Source organism: Streptomyces sp. NPDC051913 (genome assembly GCF_044593635.1).
Classification (GTDB): domain Bacteria; phylum Actinomycetota; class Actinomycetes; order Streptomycetales; family Streptomycetaceae; genus Streptomyces.
In genome coordinates this window covers 1036029-1050933 of sequence record NZ_JBIUCI010000001.1, presented here as the reverse complement: position 1 = coordinate 1050933, position 14905 = coordinate 1036029, and the positions used below count along the sequence as shown (strand labels likewise).

Below are 14905 nucleotides of genomic sequence, written 5' to 3'. Positions count from 1 at the left end.
CATGTCTCAACAGCTTGCTGCTCTGGACTCGCTCGGCTCCATGGGCGGGCTCTTCTCCACCACCGTCCTCTACTCACTCGGCTGCGGTGTCGCCGTCGGCGGCGGACTCGCGCTGCTCGTCGCCGCCGTACGCGGACTGCCCGCGAAGCCCGACCACGAGAAGCAGAAGGCCGCCGAGCGGGCCAGTGAGCTGATCCGGTTCGCGGGGCAGCGCGGGTCGCTCGCCGCGATCGTCGGCCTGGTTGTCCTTCTCCTCACCCGCTGGGCCGTCGCCGGTATCGCGGCCGGTGTCCTCGTCTTCTTCTGGGACCGCCTGTTCGGCGGCGCCAGCGAGGAACGCGCCGCGATGAAGCGCGTCGAGGCACTGGCCTCCTGGACGGAGTCCCTGCGCGACACCATCGCCGGCGCGGTCGGCCTGGAGCAGGCCATCCCGGCGTCCGCGCGCGCCTCAGCCCCCGTGCTGCGTCCCCACCTGGACGCCCTGGTGGACCGCCTCCGCGCCCGCACCCCGCTGCCCGACGCGCTCCAGCATCTCGCCGACGAGATCGACGACGCGTCCGCCGACATCATCGTCGCGGCACTCATCCTCAACGCCCGCCTGCGCGGGCCCGGTCTGCGGCAGGTCCTCGGCGCGCTCGCCAAGTCGGCGCGCGAAGAGGTCGACATGCGTCAGCGCGTGATGGCGCAACGAGCCTCCACCCGCCGCTCGGTACAGATCGTCGTCGCGGTGTCGGTCGCCTTCGTCCTCGGACTGTCCGTGTTCAACCGCGAGTTCGTGGAGCCGTACGGCACCGCCGTCGGCCAGATGGTCCTCGCGATCGTCTGCGGTCTCTTCGCGCTCGGCTTCTGGTGGCTGCGCAAGCTGTCCACCATCGAGACGCCCGAACGCTTCCTCGTCAAGGACGACTCGGCCGTCCAGTTCGTCCGTCCCCGCACGCCGTCCCAGCCGGTCCAGCAGGAAGAGGGGGTGCGCCGATGAGCGACATCACCATGCCGGTCATCGTCGGTGCCGTTATCGGCCTCGGCCTCTACGCCCTCGTCCGCGCCCTCATGCCGACCAAGCGCAGCGCGGTCTCGCAGGTCGCGCGGATCGACGCGATGCGGGCGCGGGGCACGGCGTACGAGTCCCCCCGGACCGCCGTCGACAAGGGCCGCCTCGGGTCACTCCGCGCTGATGTCGGCCGCCGCGTCGCCGACTTCTACCTGCAGCAGGGCTGGGAGCAGCGCTCGCTGCGCGCCGACCTCGCTGTGCTGGACCGCAGCTGGGAGAAGTTCCTGGCAACGAAGGCATTGCTCGGGGTGGCCGGTCTGTTCTTCGGCCCGTTCCTGTTCGCGATCGTGTGGACGCTGGCCCTTGCCGACAGCCCCATCATCCCGGTCTGGCTCGCGCTGCTCTGCGGGGCCTTGTTCTTCTTCCTCCCCGACCTGGAGGTACGGCGAGACGCCGCCGACAAGCGTCGCGACCTGCGGCGCGTGATCGGGGCGTACCTGGACCTGGTGTCCATGAGCCTCGCCGGTGGCCGTGGTCTGCCGGAGGCGCTCATGGCAGCGGCCGATGTGTCGGACGGCTGGGCCAACCAGCGCATCCACAACGCCCTTGCGGACGCCCGTATCACGGGTATCAGCCAATGGCAGGCGCTGGGCCAGCTCGGTGAGGAGCTGGGTGTGGAGGAACTGAAGGATCTCTCGGCCTCCCTGGCCCTGGTGGCGGACGACGGCGCGAAGGTCCGGGAGTCCCTCGCTTCCCGGGCCGAGACGATGCGGCACCGCGAGATGGCCGAGATCGAGGGCAGCGCGGGCGAGAAGTCGCAGTCGATGCTCGTGGCCCAGCTGCTGCTGTGCGCCGGCTTCCTGGTGTTCCTGATCTATCCGGCGGCGATGAGGGTGTTCCAGGTCTGATGCCCTCTAACTCTCTTGAAAGGACAATGACCATGAACCAGCGGAACTTCAACACCGGCATCCCGGCGGTGGACTTCCTCGTCACCTTCCTCCAGGGCCGGGTGCAGCGCGCTCGTTCCGGCGAGCTCGACCGTGGTGCCTCCGCCGTCGAGTGGGTCATCATCTCCGCGGTCGTCGTGGCGATCGTCGGCGTGGTTGCCGCGATCATCAATGCCGCGCTGGAGAAGGGCGCCACGAAGGTCGGGACCTGCATCGACGGCGCCAAGGCCTCGGGCACCTGCTGACCGCAGACGTACGGCGAACGGGAAACGGGGACTGGGTGCGGCAGCGTATGCGGACATGGGCACGCCGCCGGTGGGGGGCCGTCAAGGACGAGACCTCCGCTCGCGGTGACTCCGGCATGACCGCGATCGAGTTCGTGCTGCTCACCCCCGTCCTGTTCTTCATGATCTTCGCGACGGTGCAGTTCGCGCTGTACTTCTTCGCCGACCACGTGGCCCAGGCCGCTGCCCAGGCCGGTGCCCGCAAGGCCCGCGCCACGGCGCATGACGAGCCGGGCGCCTGGCGGGTCAAGGCACGGGACGTGGTGGACGACTACATCAGCCAGCTCGGCCCGAGCCTGGTGCTGTCACCGAACGTGGAGACGGTCCAGCCGGAGCAGAACACCGTGGGTGTGGAGATCACGGCACGGGTTCCGTCGGTGTTCCCCGGACTTGATCTGAGGGTGCATGCGCAGTCGGTCGGACCGGTGGAGCGGTTCGTGAGGGAGAACGAGAACTAGAGATGCGTGTCTCTCCCACGGCCTTCGGGGACTTCAAGCGTCGCCTGGCCGACGACGACCGGGGCCTGTCCGCCATCGAGGTGGTGATCCTCGCCCCGGTGATGATTCTCTTCATCCTCGTCCTGGTGGCCTTCGGGCAGATGGTCGAGGGCCGCGGTGCCATCGACGGCGCCGCGCGGGATGCCGCCCGCTCGGGCTCGCTCCAGTGGGATGTCGGCATAGCCATGGCGGAGGCGCGGAAGGCCGCCGAGGCCGACCTCACCGACGTCTGTGTCGGCCCCGTGACGGTGACCAAGACCAGTGCGGGATTCGCGAACGCCGACCTGTTCACCGTCGAGGTCAGCTGCGAGGTGAAGGGCTTGGCCATGCTCGGGCTGGACATCAAGACCACGATGTCGGGATCCTTCACGGCCCCGCTCGACCCGTTCAAGAGAAAGGCGGGATGAGGAAGTTGAGACTCCCCGCTGCTTTCCGCGGTTGGCTGGACTCCCGCCGCGCCCACCTCGACGACCGAGGCTCCGGCGCCGGTGCGGTCATCATCTTCGCGCTCGTCTTCATCTCTCTGTCGGCCTTCGTGATCGACGGCGGCCTGTCGATCTCCAAGCGGGAGCGCGCGGCGGACATAGCGGAACAGGCCGCCCGCTACGCCGCCCAGGACATCGACCTCGACTCCCTGTACGAGAACGAGAACGGTGCCGCCCCCATCAACTTCGGCAACTGCGACGCACGCGTGAAGGCCTTCGCGCGCGAGATGGACATGTCCGGTGCGGACATCGCCGCGACGCACTGCGTGGCGGCGGACGCTCAACAGGTCGAGGTCGAAGTGCAGTTGACGTACTCGCCGGTCTTCACCGGAATGTTCTACGGCGGTGACGTCGTCGTCCATGGCCAGGCGGTCGCGGAGAACCAGGTCGGCTGAGACCGCCCGACGCGGTCACTCCGGCTTCCACTGCGTGGCCGTCACCACGTAGGTCCGCAGATCGTCGTTCGCGGTGTCCTTGTTGACCTTGGTGATCCACAGATGGGTCACGGCCCCCTCGTCGGACAGGATGCAGAGACCGGTGCCGGCCTTGAGGACCGAGTCGTCCCGGATCCTGCTCAGCGGGACGGGGTTGGGGAGAGTGCCCGCGGTGGCGGCGTCGCGGCAGGCACTGGGGGTGGGGTGCTCCTCGTCGGTGGTGCCGAAGGAGCCGCCGTCGTCGGCCAGCCGGATGCCGTTGAACCGGATCGGGTCCGGGCAGTCGGTGTACGTGAGATAGCCCCCGGACGAGGGCACGTACGTCCCGTTGATCTTCAGCTCAAGGCTGTTGATGTCGAGCGAGGTGACGTCGGACGGATTGCACAGGGTGCCGGAGCCGACGTCCTTGGCGTTCGCGATGTACTTGGGGGCCTGTAGCACCAGCGCCTTGTCCCGCTCGCTGATCTGCCAGCCGGCCTCGGACCTGGTTTTGTCGGCGCCCGCCGAGGAACCCGCGGTCGGCTCGCTGGAAGTCGGCCCTCCGGTCACCTTGACGTCGGTGTCGCCAGTGGCGGTCTTCTTGGTCCCGTCGTCGCCCATGAGCTGGTACGCGGCGAACGAGCCTCCGCCGACCGCCAGTACACCGACCACAGCGACGGCGGCGAGCAGGGGCTTACGACGACGCTCGACGGGTGTCGACGCCGGTGCAGGGTGTGGGGGCCGGGCGGGTGCGGTCGGGGCGGCAGCCATGTACGCCTGGGCCGGCGAGTGCGCGGGCCGCGTGGGCGCGGCGGCGGCGAAGGCGGCCTGGGGAGCGAGGCCGGGCTGGGTGGGCACGGAAGGCGTGGCTTGTGGCGGGGCGGAATAGATCCGCAGGGTCTGCTCCTGCTGGGCGATCTGCTGCGTCACGGCGGCAGGCAGCCACCACCCCTCGTGCCGTACCAACCCGCCGGTGCCCGCGAGGTTGTTGCACGCCTCGATGAGCTGCGCGGGAGTCGGCCGGGCGGCGGGGTCCTTGGCCAGGCAGGCGGCGATGATGCCGCGCAGTTCGTCGGGACAACCGGCCAGGTCGGGCTCGTTGGACACGATGCGGAACAGCAGCGCCTGCGAGGAGCCCTCGCCGAACGGGTGGCGTCCGGTCGCCGCGAAGTAGGTGACCAGGCCGAGTGCGAAGAGGTCGAGGGCCGGGGTGACGTCGCTGCCCATCGCTTGCTCGGGCGCCATGTACGCGGGCGTGCCCAGCCGTACGTCTTTAGCCGTCAGGGTAGTTGTGTCGGCGGCCCGGGCGATCCCGAAGTCGATGACGCGCGGACCGTCGGAGGCGAGGAGGACGTTGGAAGGCTTCAGGTCGCGGTGGATCACACCTGCCGCGTGGACGGTCTGGAGAGCCTCGGCGATACCGGCCGTCAGCTGTAGCACGGTGCGGACCGGCAGTACACCGTGCTGGTACACGGCAGAGGCGAGGGAGGGGCCGGGCACATAACTCACGGCGAGCCACGGTTCCGGCCCGTCCGTGAAGCTGTCGAGGACGGGCGCGGTGTACGGCCCCTGCACCCGCCGTGCCGCCGCGACTTCCTGCGTGAACCGCTTCCGGAACTCCGGGTCCTGCGCGTACTCCCGCCTGACCACCTTCAACGCCACCGGCTGTCCGCCCCGCGTGTGCGACAGGTAGACCATGCCCATACCGCCCTCACCCAGCCGGGCACGCAGCCGGTAACCGGCTATCTCCCGGGCGTCTTCGGGCGACAGCGCTTCCATGGGGCGTCCTTCCGAGTGGGGAGAGGGAGGCAGGGGTGCCATGCGGGTTGCCTTGCCTCGGCCATGGTACGGAAGGGGGTTGTGGGGCTGGTGGGCTGCTGCGGGGTGGCGGGGCCGTTGTCCTCGGGGGAAGGAGAGGCGGGGGCGTCGGAGGTGTTCTGATGGGCTTTTGGCGCCGGGGGCACTCAGTCCTGGGCGGGTGAGGAAGAGCCTTCTGGGCCAGGGCAGTTGTCTCCGGGAGCGGTCGGATCAGGGGCGGGGTCTGCCGTGGCCGGGGGTTCGGTGGGCTCGGGAGTCGTCGTGGTGGGCGGCGGGGTGGCCGGTGTCGGGATGGACGCCGGGGGGTCCGCCGGGGCCGGGTTCTCAACAGGCGCGGGATCTGCGGGAGTCGGGGACTCGGGCGCGGGGTCCGGGTTGGGCTGCGGGTCCGTTGCGGGTGTGGGGTCCGGTACGGGGTCGGGCGCAGGCGTGGGGTCCGGCGCAGGTGCGCCCGGCGCTGCGGTGGGCGGGGTGTCCTCGGTGGTGGGCGGTGCCGGGTCCTCGGGTGTGTTCTGGACGGGAGGCGGCGCGGGCGCTTCCGGAGTGTCCTCGGTCGGCGACGCGGGCTCCTGCGGGGCGGGGTCGGCCGCGGGCGGGGCGGAGTTGTCCGCTGGTTCGCTCGGAGCCCGCGTGGACTCGTCGTCGCCGCCCTGCGGTCGCGTCACGACCGACGAGCCGCCGCCACGCTGAGCACTGGCCGCCTGCACAGTCGTACTACCGCCTCCACCACCCCCACTCACCGGTGGCCCGGCCACCGGAGCCTCGGCGACCGGCCCCTCCACCACCGGCACCTGCCCCGCCGGTGCCTCCGCGACAGGCGTGCGCTCGGCCGGAGTCGGAGCGGAGTAGCCGGGTCCAAGGGCGAGGATGACGACCACAGCGCCCGCCACCACCGCACCGGCGGCCAGCGCGGCCTTGGAGCCACCGGCGGTGGCGTGCTGCCGTACACCCTCCAGCACGCCCCCCTTCGCCCCGACGGACCCCGCGGCGGTCGCACCGGCGAGCAGGTACTTCCCCGCACCCCCCGCCACGAAGACCAGCAACGCGGGCCCGACGAGCGCCGGCAACCGGTCGTTGGCGCTCATGAGCGCGGCCAGGCGGGCCCGGCAGTCGGCGCAGGCGTCCACGTGCCCGAGCAGCCGCTCGGACTGCCGTTCCGTGGCGGCGCCGCGCACATAGGCCGGCATACGCGCCCAGTGCACCTGGCAGGCGGGATCGTCCGGCGCCCCGGTCTGGACGCGCAGGAACGCCTGCCGCATGCCCTCCCGGGCCCGGTGGAGCAGTACGGCCGTCGCCCCTTCCTCCGTGCCCACCTGCGGCCCGATCGCCGCCAGTGGCTGCCCTTCCGCCTCCGCGAGCCACAGCGCCTTGACCCACCGCTCGGGCAACTGCCCCAGCACCCGCACCAGGAGGTCGACGGAGGACACCTGCTCGGCCGGATCGCCACCACCCGGCGCCTGCGTCGCCGTTCCCTGCGCGGGGACGACACGTTCGTCGCTGTGCGGGTCGCGCGGCGTCTCCCGCACGGCGGTTCCGGCGGCGGCGCTGGCGAGATGCCGCACGGTCGTCATCAGATACGCGGGCACGTTGTCGATCTCGTGCCCCTCGGCCAGCCGCCGCCACACCCTGAAGTGGGCCTCGGCGACGAGGTCTTCGGCGGTCCAGGAGTTCCGGGTGAGGGAGCGGGCGTACGCGACGAGGCGCGGTTGCTGCTCCTCGTATATCCGGGCATACGTCTGGGCGGAGGAAAGCGCGGAAGCAGTGGAACCGTCGGACATGGCGGAACGCTCCAGGGCCTGCGGGGGAGGGGCAGGGAAGGGTTTGTCAGCGTAGATGACAAAACTTTCAATCAAAGTTTCAAGCGTCACCGAAAGTGGCGCACGTCACAGGAGTTGGCCGTCGGAGTCGCGTAATGAAAGCGCCCCGCACCCGCTCGTACACCTGCGTCGGCCCCGACGGGCCGTCGCCCCAGCCCCACACGAGACGCCCTGCAACGCTTCGGAGACCGCCCATGTCCATCACCCTGGAACAGCCCACCGGTGCCAGCCTGCTCACCCCCGACGACGAGGAGCTGGCGGTGACGGTGACCCTGCGCTACACCTCGCGGGACCCGCTGGCCGTCCACTTCGTCTTCCCGGCGTGGATCTCGCTGGACGGCGAGGAACTGACCTGGACGTTCGCCCGCGCGCTCCTGGAGGAGGGCATGGGCACCCCGGCGGGCGTGGGAAACGTACACGTGCGCCCGTACGGACCGGCCTGCACGGCGGTGGAGTTCCGCGCGCCGGAGGGCGTCGCGGTCGTCCTCTTCGACACGACGACGCTGCACCGCTTTCTGCGGCGCTCGTACACGATCACGGAGCCTGGCGGCGAGCCCGTGGGGCCGGAGCTGGAACAGGGACTGGCCTCCCTGCTGGGCGGCGTATGAGCCCGACGGGGGCCCCGGCGGCCTGGCCCGCTACCCCTTCTTCGGTCGCTTGTCCTCGGTCTTCATCTTGTCGTTGACCTGCTTGGCCAACTCGTCGTCGAGCTTCTTGAACTCGCGGACGACGGCGTCCGACATCTTCGACAGCGCGTCGAGCTGCTGCGTGATGTCCTCGCGGCCGTCCTCCCAGTTGGACTCGAAGTCGTCGAGGGCGTCATTGACGCTGCCGTCGCCGATGTCGTCCTTGTACTGCTCGAAGAGCTTCTTGGTGTGGTTGAGGCGGGTCTTGATCGACCGCAGCCGGCGCCCGTAGTCCTCCAGCTCCGTCAGCGGGAGCGAGAGGTCACTCTTGCCGTTCTGTCCCATGTCCCCGTCCCCCGGTCGCGGTGCCGATCTCGTACTCTGACGTGCACGGTACAACGCAACGGTTGCAGCGAGCGATCGAGCAAACGGAGAAGTACGAACCACGGGGAAGGTCCGACGTCATGGCCCGCTACATGGAGGCGCTCACGGTCGAGCGCGGGGGTTTCCAGATCAAGGTCCCCGAGTCGTGGTGGGAGTTCGACGTGCGCCCCGAATCCCGGGACGACTCGATCCGCCGCATGGTGAACGACCGGATCGCCCAGCGCCCGGAACTGGCGCAGTACAAGGACGTCTACAACGACTTCCTCCGCAAGGCCGCGGCCGACGCCTGGAAGTCGGGTGCCCTGTACTGCGGCTGCATGGCGGAGAACTTCGGCGGCGACACCCCGATCACGGGCTCGGTGACGGTCTCGATGGTCGGCGGCCGCAACGAACGCGGCGAGCCCCTGTCCAACGACCCCTCCGTCATCGCGAGCCAACTCGCCGTCAAGGAAGCCAGGAACGAGGGCGACTCCTGGCGCAAGGTCACGACGGTGGACATCCCCGGCGTCGGCCCGGCGGCCCGCACCTACGGCATCGAGGACATCGTCGTACCCGGCGACGCCCTCAACCGCACGATCCGCGCGGTCCTCATGCAGACGTACATCCCCGTCCCCGGCCAGGAGGGCAAGGTCGCCCTGGTCGGCGGCAGCAGCCAGGTCCTGGACCTCGCGGACTCCTTCTTCGACATCTTCGACGCGATCACGTCGACGTTCCGGTTCACCGGCTGAGGGTGGCGGGGGTCTCGGAGCGCGGGCTGGCGTACGACGTCTTCGGGCCGCTGTGGGCGGTGCTGGACTTGGGGGCGGTGGCGCGGGCGGAGCCGCTCACCACCTTCGTGGCGACGCACCGGGCCGAACTGGACGACCTGCTCGAAGCGGTACGGGAGATCGGCGACCTCTCACCCGAGGCGATGCGGCTCTTCGAACGCCAGGGCGGCTGGGCCGACGGGGCGGGCGAGGTGACGGCCGAGTCCCTGATGCTGCACTCGGGCTGCATCGAGGAGTATCCACCGGATGTGGCCGTCCCCTTGGTGCTGCGGCGGATGCTCGGTATGGGCGCCGATCTGCAACTGACGCGGCTCATGGACGGGTTGGTGGGCGCAGCCATGGTGCGGGGGCCGGGGGTGGAGAGGGGCGCGCCTCTTGTCGTAGCGGCTGTACGGAGTGCGGGCGCGCTGCTGGATCCGCACAGGGCGTGTTCCGTGTCGGACGTCTTCCGGATGTGGCGGGTGGCGTTCCTGCCGGAGGTACTGCGCCCGGATGCACCGACGCCGGAGGCGGTGAGGGCGGGCGTGCGGGCGTACGCCCATGCGTTGGAGGAGGTGCTGCTCGATGGATCTGGATGAACTGCGTACGTGGTACGACCGCCTGCGCGCGGAGCTGGACGAGCGGCGGTTCGAGGTGATCCGGGAGGGACCGATCGCGGGCCGCCCCGAACAGAGTGCCTGTCTCAGCCTGGACGGCCCGGACCGCATGGGTGCGTTGATCGTCCGGGACACCGGAGAAGAGCGTTCGGCATGACACGCGACTGGAACTGGGAGACCGGCGAAGGCCTGCTCGGCATCAACGACCCCGCCGAGGTCGACGCCGCGCTCGACCGCAACGACGACCATCTGGGCGCCGCCGTGATCGGCCTCGCTCTCAACTGCCCGCCGGAAGTCGTGTCCCCGCGGATCATCCGCGCCCTGGAGCTGCTGCCGCCCGGCCGGGGTCGTGACTTCCCCTTCACCGCGACCGCCCACCTGGCACGCCTCGACGGCCGCCTGACTCCGGAGCTGTACGAGGCTCTGCGCGCGGAGGGCCTCGGGGGCGCCGCCGACCACGCCATCGACGACACGCTGACGTTCGTACCGTTCCGGGACCTCCCGCCTTGGCTGAAGCGGCGGTGGGTGCATGTGACGGTCAGGGAGAGGCTGCTGCGGTGGCTGCGGCCGTTGGAGGCGGTCGGTGAAGCGTGGCGGGCCAGGCGCGAACGCCGTCGGACCTGATGACATGCTGTTTGTCGCGTCGAACGACCGTTCCCTGTAAGTTCGCGGGTGCACATAGCTGTTGAGAGTGATGCGCGCGTGACGGGGGTTGCGGTATGGCGGGGCATCGGCCCACGGACTGGCATGTCCTGGATCTGGAGAAGGATCCGACGCCGGGTGATCCGGACCGGGTCAAGCTGCTGGCCAAGACACTGCACGACTTCGCCGACGACGTCTCGGATGCCTTGCGTCTGGTGAACGGCATGGCGGGTGAGGACACGCTTCTGGAGTGGGCGGGTAAGTCGGCGGAGGTCTTCAAGGACGAGTTCGGGGATGTCCCGAAGAATCTCAAGAAGCTGAAGAAGTCCTACGAGTTGTGCGGGGACGCGCTGACCGACTTCTGGCCGAAGCTGGAGCGCGCGCAGGCGTTGGCCGACCGGGCGCTGGCCAAGGGCCGTGAGGCCCAGAGCGACCTCTCCTCCGCCAACTCCCGTCTGACGTCGGCTGATTCGTGGGTGACGCGGGCGAACAAGGAAGCCGACAAGTACAAGGACGACCCCACCGGCAGCAAGTCGGGCGGTGACAAGCCGGACGAGGGCAAGGTCCGTGCCGCCACCCGGGACGCCCAGCACGCCAAGTCGGCCCGGACCAGCGCCCAGTCGGACGTCGACAGCGCCCAGGATGCGCTCGCCGCGGCAAAGAAGATGGCCGCCGACGCCCGCAAGATGCGCGAGGAGGCCGCGCACACCGCGAAGACGAAGATCGACGAGGCCTCCGATGCCGGTATTCAGAACCGGTCGTGGTGGGAGGAGGTCGGCGACTGGTTCACGGACAACTGGGACAACATCGTCGCCGTCTGCAAGGTCGTCGTAGCGGTGGTCGGTGTGATCGCGATGATCATCGGCGGGCCGATCCTGGGTGCGATCGTCCTCATTGCCGCGCTCGTCGTCCTCGCCGACACCCTCTACAAATATTCAAAGGGCCAGGCCTCCCTGTGGGATGTGGGCCTGGCCGCGCTCGACTGCATACCCGGCATGAAGGGCCTCACCACCCTCGGTGGTCTCGCCAAAGGCATGAAAGCCTTCGGCAAGTTGGGGCTCAAGGGCATGGCTCAGGGCGTCAAGGGGCTGGGAAAGAGCGCCAAGACCGCTGTGGCCGACGGCGCGAGGGGCGCGTACAACCGGCTCAAGAGCAAGATCACCGGCTGCGGCGACCCCGTCGACGTGGCGACCGGTGAGGTGTTCCTCTCGGAGACCGACGTCTCCCTCCCCGGCACCCTGCCCCTGGAGTTCACCCGGCGGGTGACGTCGGGCTACCGCTGCGGCTGGTGGTTCGGCCCCGCATGGGCCTCCACGCTCGATCAGCGTCTGGAGATCGGCGACGAGGAGACCGTCTTCGTCACGGAAGACGGAATGCTGCTCGTCTACCGGAACGCGGACGCGACGACGGCCCCATGGCTGCCCGTGAGCGGCCCGCGTATGCCGCTCGTCCGCCTGGACGACGGCACATACCGGCTGGAAGACCCGCTCACCCGCACGTCCCGTCACTTCCGCGCGCACGCCTCCGACGGCACAGCCGCCATCGCGGACGTCACCGACCGCAACGGCAACAGCATCACCTTCGAGTACGACGAGTCGGGCATCCCGCTGGCCATCCGGCACTCCGGCGGCTACGTCCTCACCATCGCCACGGAGGACGGACTCGTCACCGGGCTGAAACTGGCGGGCGCCGCGGACGACGGCTCCGACGTCACGATCAGGCGCTACGGCTACACCGACGGCAACCTCACCGAGGTCGTCAACTCCTCCGACCAGGCGCTGAAGTTCACGTACGACGAGCGACTGCGCCTCACCTCGTGGACGGATCGCAACGGGGTCCGCTACGCGTACACCTACGACGACCAGAACCGTTGCGTCTCCCAGACCGGTGAACACGGCTACCTCGGCGGCACCTTCACCTACGACGGAGCCGACCCCGCCCGGTCCGAGTCCCGCATCACCACTTACACCGCCGCCGACGGCGCGGTCACCCGATTCGCCGTCAACGACCACAGCCAGGTCGTCGCCACGATCGACCCTCTCGGCAACATCACCCGCAGCGCGTACGACGAACACCACCACCTTCTCTCGCGAACCGATCCGCTCGGCAACACCACCAGCTATGAGAACGACGACCTCGGCCGGCCGGTCCGCGTCTCGCTGCCCGACGGCGGTGCCGCCACGGCGGAGTACAACGCGCTCCGGCTGCCGACCCGCGTCGTCCAGCCGGACGGCGCGGTCTGGGAACACCGCTACGACGAGCGCGGCAACCGAGTCTCGACCACCGCTCCGGACGGCGCCCGCACGCGGTTCGCCTACGACGAGCGCGGCGCCCTCGTCGCCGTCACCGACCCCCTCGATGCCACCACACGCGTCGAGTGCAACCCCGCGGGCCTGCGGACCAGGACGGTCAGCGCCCTGGGTGACCAGGCGACCCGCGGCTACGACCCGTTCGGCAGGCTCAGCAGCGTCACCGACGCGCTCGGCAACACCACCAGCCTGCTGTGGACTGTCGAAGGCCGGGTGTCCCGCATCGTCGCGCCCGACGGCTCGGAGGAGACCTGGACCTACGACGGTGAGGGCAACTGCACGTCCCACAGCGCCTCGGGCGGCGCGCGGACGACCTTCGAGTACGGGCCCTTCGACCTGCTGACGGCACAGACAGGCTCCGACGGCGCCCGGTACGAGTTCGCCTACGACACCTCACTGCGCCTGACCCGGGTGACCAACCCGCTCGGGTTGAACTGGCGGTACGCCTACGACTCCGCCGGGCGCCTCGTCGCCGAGACGGACTTCGATGAGCGGCGCACGGTGTACGAACGCGACCGCGTCGGCCGACTCGAGCGGAAGGTCAACCAGGCAGGGCAGAGCGTCGGTTACGCGTACGACAGCATGGGACGGCTCCTCGCCAGGACGACCGGCGACGAGACCACCAGGTACGCGTACGACGCCATGGGCCGGCTGGTCCATGCCGAAAGCCCCGACTGCGACCTCCGTCTGGAGCGGGACAGCCTCGGCCGGACCGTCGGTGAGCACGTCAACGGGCGCCGACTGGCGTCGGCGTACGACGCGGCGGGCCGCCGGGTGGAGCGGGTCACCCCGACCGGGGTGCGGGGGACGTACGACCGTGACGCCCTCGGACGTACCAGTCGCCTGACCAGTTCCGGCCACACCATCGACTTCACCCACGACCCGTCCGGGCAGGAGACGGCGCGTCTGATCGACGACGTCCTGCGCTTCGACCAGGTCTGGGACTCGACAGGGCGGTCCGTGGGCCAGCACTGGACGGCGGCGGGCCGGCCGGTGCAGAGCCGCACCTACGAGTATGGTCCGCATCGCCATCTCGTCCGGCTCCAGGACGCCATCGACGGTCCGGTCGACCTGGACGTCGACGCGATGGGACGCATCCGCGGAGTCGAAGCCGAGGACCGCTCGGAGAGTTACACCTATGACTCGGCCGGGCAGATCTCGTCGGCGTCCTGGTCGGGCTACCGGGGTGTGGAAGAGGCCGCGGGGGAACGCTCGTACTCCGGCATGCGGTTGGATCACGCGGGTGCCGTGCGCTACACGTACGACCCGGCCGGGCGCGTGGTCGAGCGGCGCAGGACGAGGCTGTCCCGCAAGCCCGACGTATGGCGGTACTCCTGGGACGCCGAGGACCGGCTGACGTCAGTGGTCACGCCGGACGGCACGGTGTGGCGCTACGCCTACGACCCCCTCGGTCGTCGTATCGCGAAGGAACGCCTCGCCGACGACGGTCGCACCGTCGTGGAGCGGACCGACTTCACCTGGGACGGCCCGACCCTCACCGAGCAGACCACCGTCGGCCCCGAACTGCCGCATCCGGTCACCCTCACCTGGGAGTACGACGGACTGCGGCCGATCACCCAGACCGAGCGGCTGACCGACTCCGCGATGCAGGAGGAGATCGACTCCCGGTTCTTCGCGGTCGTCACCGACCTGATCGGAACGCCCACCGAACTGGTGGATCCGCACGGCGAGGTGGCCTGGCGGGCCCGGCGGACGGTATGGGGGGCCACGGCCTGGCCCAAGCAGAGCCGTGCGTACACGCCCCTGAGGTTCCCTGGCCAGTACCACGACCTGGAATCGGCTCTCCACTACAACTACCACCGGCACTACGACCCCGAGACCGCCCGCTACACCACGCTCGACCCGCTCGGTCTGAGCCCTGCTCCGAACCCGTACGGGTACGTGACCAACCCGTGGCGGCAGATCGACCCCTTCGGTCTCATGTCCTGCGACGAGGACATGGTGACTCTCTATCACGGGTCGCGCAATTGGAGCGGAGACCAATTCTCACTGGGGCGCTCGAACGACCTCCAGCGTGAATACACTCCGGACGCCGGGGTCTACTTGACGGACGATTTCAACCGGGCTGCCACTCAGTACGCCGGACCCGAGGGTGTGGTGGTGCGAACGGAAGTACCGAGGTCTTTCGCGGACTCCGTACTGCGGGAACACAGCGGTCCGGCCGGACGGCAGCCAGAGTATTTCGTGGACACCGAAGAAGGCGTCGACATCCTGAATGCCGGATCACCTCGTGCCCTGCCGCAGCGAGATGCGATCATCCAGCACATGATGGGTCAGTTCTAGGTCGAAGTTGTTCGACAATATTTTG

Annotated in this window: 15 protein-coding genes; 12 read left to right on the top strand and 3 right to left on the bottom strand. The window is 69.6% G+C overall.

From position 1 onward, the window contains the following. The first annotated feature begins 1 nt into the window (after position 1). From ACIHIX_RS04895 to ACIHIX_RS04870, 6 genes are read left to right on the top strand one after another with little or no spacing between them, the layout of a single operon-like run. On the top strand, positions 2 to 979 hold the full coding sequence (locus tag ACIHIX_RS04895) for a type II secretion system F family protein (RefSeq protein WP_399949688.1): 978 nt from the start codon (positions 2 to 4) through the stop codon (positions 977 to 979). Further along, on the top strand, positions 976 to 1899 hold the full coding sequence (locus tag ACIHIX_RS04890; RefSeq protein ID WP_399949685.1) for a type II secretion system F family protein: 924 nt from the start codon (positions 976 to 978) through the stop codon (positions 1897 to 1899). Before ACIHIX_RS04895 ends, ACIHIX_RS04890 begins: the two co-directional genes overlap by 4 nt. 32 nt (positions 1900 to 1931) lie before the next feature. Further along, on the top strand, positions 1932 to 2183 hold the full coding sequence (locus ACIHIX_RS04885; RefSeq protein WP_361532167.1) for a hypothetical protein: 252 nt from the start codon (positions 1932 to 1934) through the stop codon (positions 2181 to 2183). A gap of 47 nt (positions 2184 to 2230) precedes the next feature. Beyond that, on the top strand, positions 2231 to 2680 hold the full coding sequence (locus ACIHIX_RS04880) for a TadE family protein (RefSeq protein WP_399949682.1): 450 nt from the start codon (positions 2231 to 2233) through the stop codon (positions 2678 to 2680). A gap of 2 nt (positions 2681 to 2682) precedes the next feature. Further along, the gene (locus ACIHIX_RS04875; RefSeq protein WP_399949679.1) at positions 2683 to 3126 is read left to right on the top strand and encodes a TadE/TadG family type IV pilus assembly protein; all 444 of its coding nucleotides are present in this window, start codon (positions 2683 to 2685) and stop codon (positions 3124 to 3126) included. After that, positions 3123 to 3599 carry a TadE/TadG family type IV pilus assembly protein gene (locus tag ACIHIX_RS04870; RefSeq protein ID WP_399949676.1) on the top strand — a complete coding sequence of 159 codons (477 nt, stop codon included), beginning with the start codon at positions 3123 to 3125 and terminating at the stop codon, positions 3597 to 3599. Before ACIHIX_RS04875 ends, ACIHIX_RS04870 begins: the two co-directional genes overlap by 4 nt. 15 nt (positions 3600 to 3614) lie before the next feature. Here the strand turns inward: ACIHIX_RS04870 and ACIHIX_RS04865 are convergent, their stop codons facing one another. After that, on the bottom strand, positions 3615 to 5396 hold the full coding sequence (locus ACIHIX_RS04865; RefSeq protein WP_399949673.1) for a serine/threonine-protein kinase: 1782 nt from the start codon (positions 5394 to 5396) through the stop codon (positions 3615 to 3617). A gap of 185 nt (positions 5397 to 5581) precedes the next feature. Beyond that, positions 5582 to 7213, bottom strand: coding sequence for a sigma factor (locus tag ACIHIX_RS04860; RefSeq protein WP_399949671.1), 1632 nt, complete (start codon positions 7211 to 7213; stop codon positions 5582 to 5584). Positions 7214 to 7446: 233 nt separating this feature from the next. Between ACIHIX_RS04860 and ACIHIX_RS04855 the strand changes: the two genes are divergently transcribed. Beyond that, complete coding sequence (locus ACIHIX_RS04855; protein ID WP_399949668.1) at positions 7447 to 7860, top strand: SsgA family sporulation/cell division regulator; 414 nt, start codon at positions 7447 to 7449, stop codon at positions 7858 to 7860. A 30-nt stretch (positions 7861 to 7890) separates the two neighbouring features. On the opposite strand, the gene ACIHIX_RS04850 is transcribed toward ACIHIX_RS04855, so the two are convergent. Next, entirely contained in the window at positions 7891 to 8223 is a 333-nt protein-coding gene (locus ACIHIX_RS04850; RefSeq protein ID WP_399949666.1) for a hypothetical protein, read from the bottom strand. 119 nt (positions 8224 to 8342) lie between these two features. Here ACIHIX_RS04850 and ACIHIX_RS04845 point away from each other — a divergent pair, with 119 nt between their 5' ends. From ACIHIX_RS04845 to ACIHIX_RS04825, 5 genes are all read left to right on the top strand, one after another. Beyond that, positions 8343 to 8990, top strand: coding sequence for a hypothetical protein (locus tag ACIHIX_RS04845; protein ID WP_399949664.1), 648 nt, complete (start codon positions 8343 to 8345; stop codon positions 8988 to 8990). Positions 8991 to 8992: 2 nt separating this feature from the next. Further along, positions 8993 to 9607: a hypothetical protein gene (locus ACIHIX_RS04840; protein ID WP_399949661.1), complete on the top strand. Its 615-nt coding sequence runs from the start codon at positions 8993 to 8995 to the stop codon at positions 9605 to 9607. Further along, on the top strand, positions 9594 to 9782 hold the full coding sequence (locus ACIHIX_RS04835; RefSeq protein ID WP_399949658.1) for a hypothetical protein: 189 nt from the start codon (positions 9594 to 9596) through the stop codon (positions 9780 to 9782). Before ACIHIX_RS04840 ends, ACIHIX_RS04835 begins: the two co-directional genes overlap by 14 nt. After that, the gene (locus ACIHIX_RS04830) at positions 9779 to 10249 is read left to right on the top strand and encodes a hypothetical protein (RefSeq protein ID WP_399949655.1); all 471 of its coding nucleotides are present in this window, start codon (positions 9779 to 9781) and stop codon (positions 10247 to 10249) included. Before ACIHIX_RS04835 ends, ACIHIX_RS04830 begins: the two co-directional genes overlap by 4 nt. 95 nt (positions 10250 to 10344) lie before the next feature. Continuing rightward, positions 10345 to 14880: a DUF6531 domain-containing protein gene (locus tag ACIHIX_RS04825; RefSeq protein ID WP_399949652.1), complete on the top strand. Its 4536-nt coding sequence runs from the start codon at positions 10345 to 10347 to the stop codon at positions 14878 to 14880. Positions 14881 to 14905: the final 25 nt, after the last annotated feature.

Excerpts from the sequence above, each read along its gene's own strand:
- ACIHIX_RS04850 (WP_399949666.1), bottom strand. The coding sequence starts at position 8,223 with ATGGGACAGAACGGCAAGAGTGACCTCTCGCTCCCGCTGACGGAGCTG.
- ACIHIX_RS04855 (WP_399949668.1), top strand. The coding sequence starts at position 7,447 with ATGTCCATCACCCTGGAACAGCCCACCGGTGCCAGCCTGCTCACCCCC.
- ACIHIX_RS04885 (WP_361532167.1), top strand. The coding sequence starts at position 1,932 with ATGAACCAGCGGAACTTCAACACCGGCATCCCGGCGGTGGACTTCCTC.
- ACIHIX_RS04870 (WP_399949676.1), top strand. The coding sequence starts at position 3,123 with ATGAGGAAGTTGAGACTCCCCGCTGCTTTCCGCGGTTGGCTGGACTCC.
- ACIHIX_RS04895 (WP_399949688.1), top strand. The coding sequence starts at position 2 with ATGTCTCAACAGCTTGCTGCTCTGGACTCGCTCGGCTCCATGGGCGGG.
- ACIHIX_RS04890 (WP_399949685.1), top strand. The coding sequence starts at position 976 with ATGAGCGACATCACCATGCCGGTCATCGTCGGTGCCGTTATCGGCCTC.
- ACIHIX_RS04830 (WP_399949655.1), top strand. The coding sequence starts at position 9,779 with ATGACACGCGACTGGAACTGGGAGACCGGCGAAGGCCTGCTCGGCATC.
- ACIHIX_RS04880 (WP_399949682.1), top strand. The coding sequence starts at position 2,231 with ATGCGGACATGGGCACGCCGCCGGTGGGGGGCCGTCAAGGACGAGACC.
- ACIHIX_RS04845 (WP_399949664.1), top strand. The coding sequence starts at position 8,343 with ATGGCCCGCTACATGGAGGCGCTCACGGTCGAGCGCGGGGGTTTCCAG.
- ACIHIX_RS04835 (WP_399949658.1), top strand. The coding sequence starts at position 9,594 with ATGGATCTGGATGAACTGCGTACGTGGTACGACCGCCTGCGCGCGGAG.
- ACIHIX_RS04860 (WP_399949671.1), bottom strand. The coding sequence starts at position 7,213 with ATGTCCGACGGTTCCACTGCTTCCGCGCTTTCCTCCGCCCAGACGTAT.
- ACIHIX_RS04865 (WP_399949673.1), bottom strand. The coding sequence starts at position 5,396 with ATGGAAGCGCTGTCGCCCGAAGACGCCCGGGAGATAGCCGGTTACCGG.
- ACIHIX_RS04825 (WP_399949652.1), top strand. The coding sequence starts at position 10,345 with ATGGCGGGGCATCGGCCCACGGACTGGCATGTCCTGGATCTGGAGAAG.
- ACIHIX_RS04875 (WP_399949679.1), top strand. The coding sequence starts at position 2,683 with ATGCGTGTCTCTCCCACGGCCTTCGGGGACTTCAAGCGTCGCCTGGCC.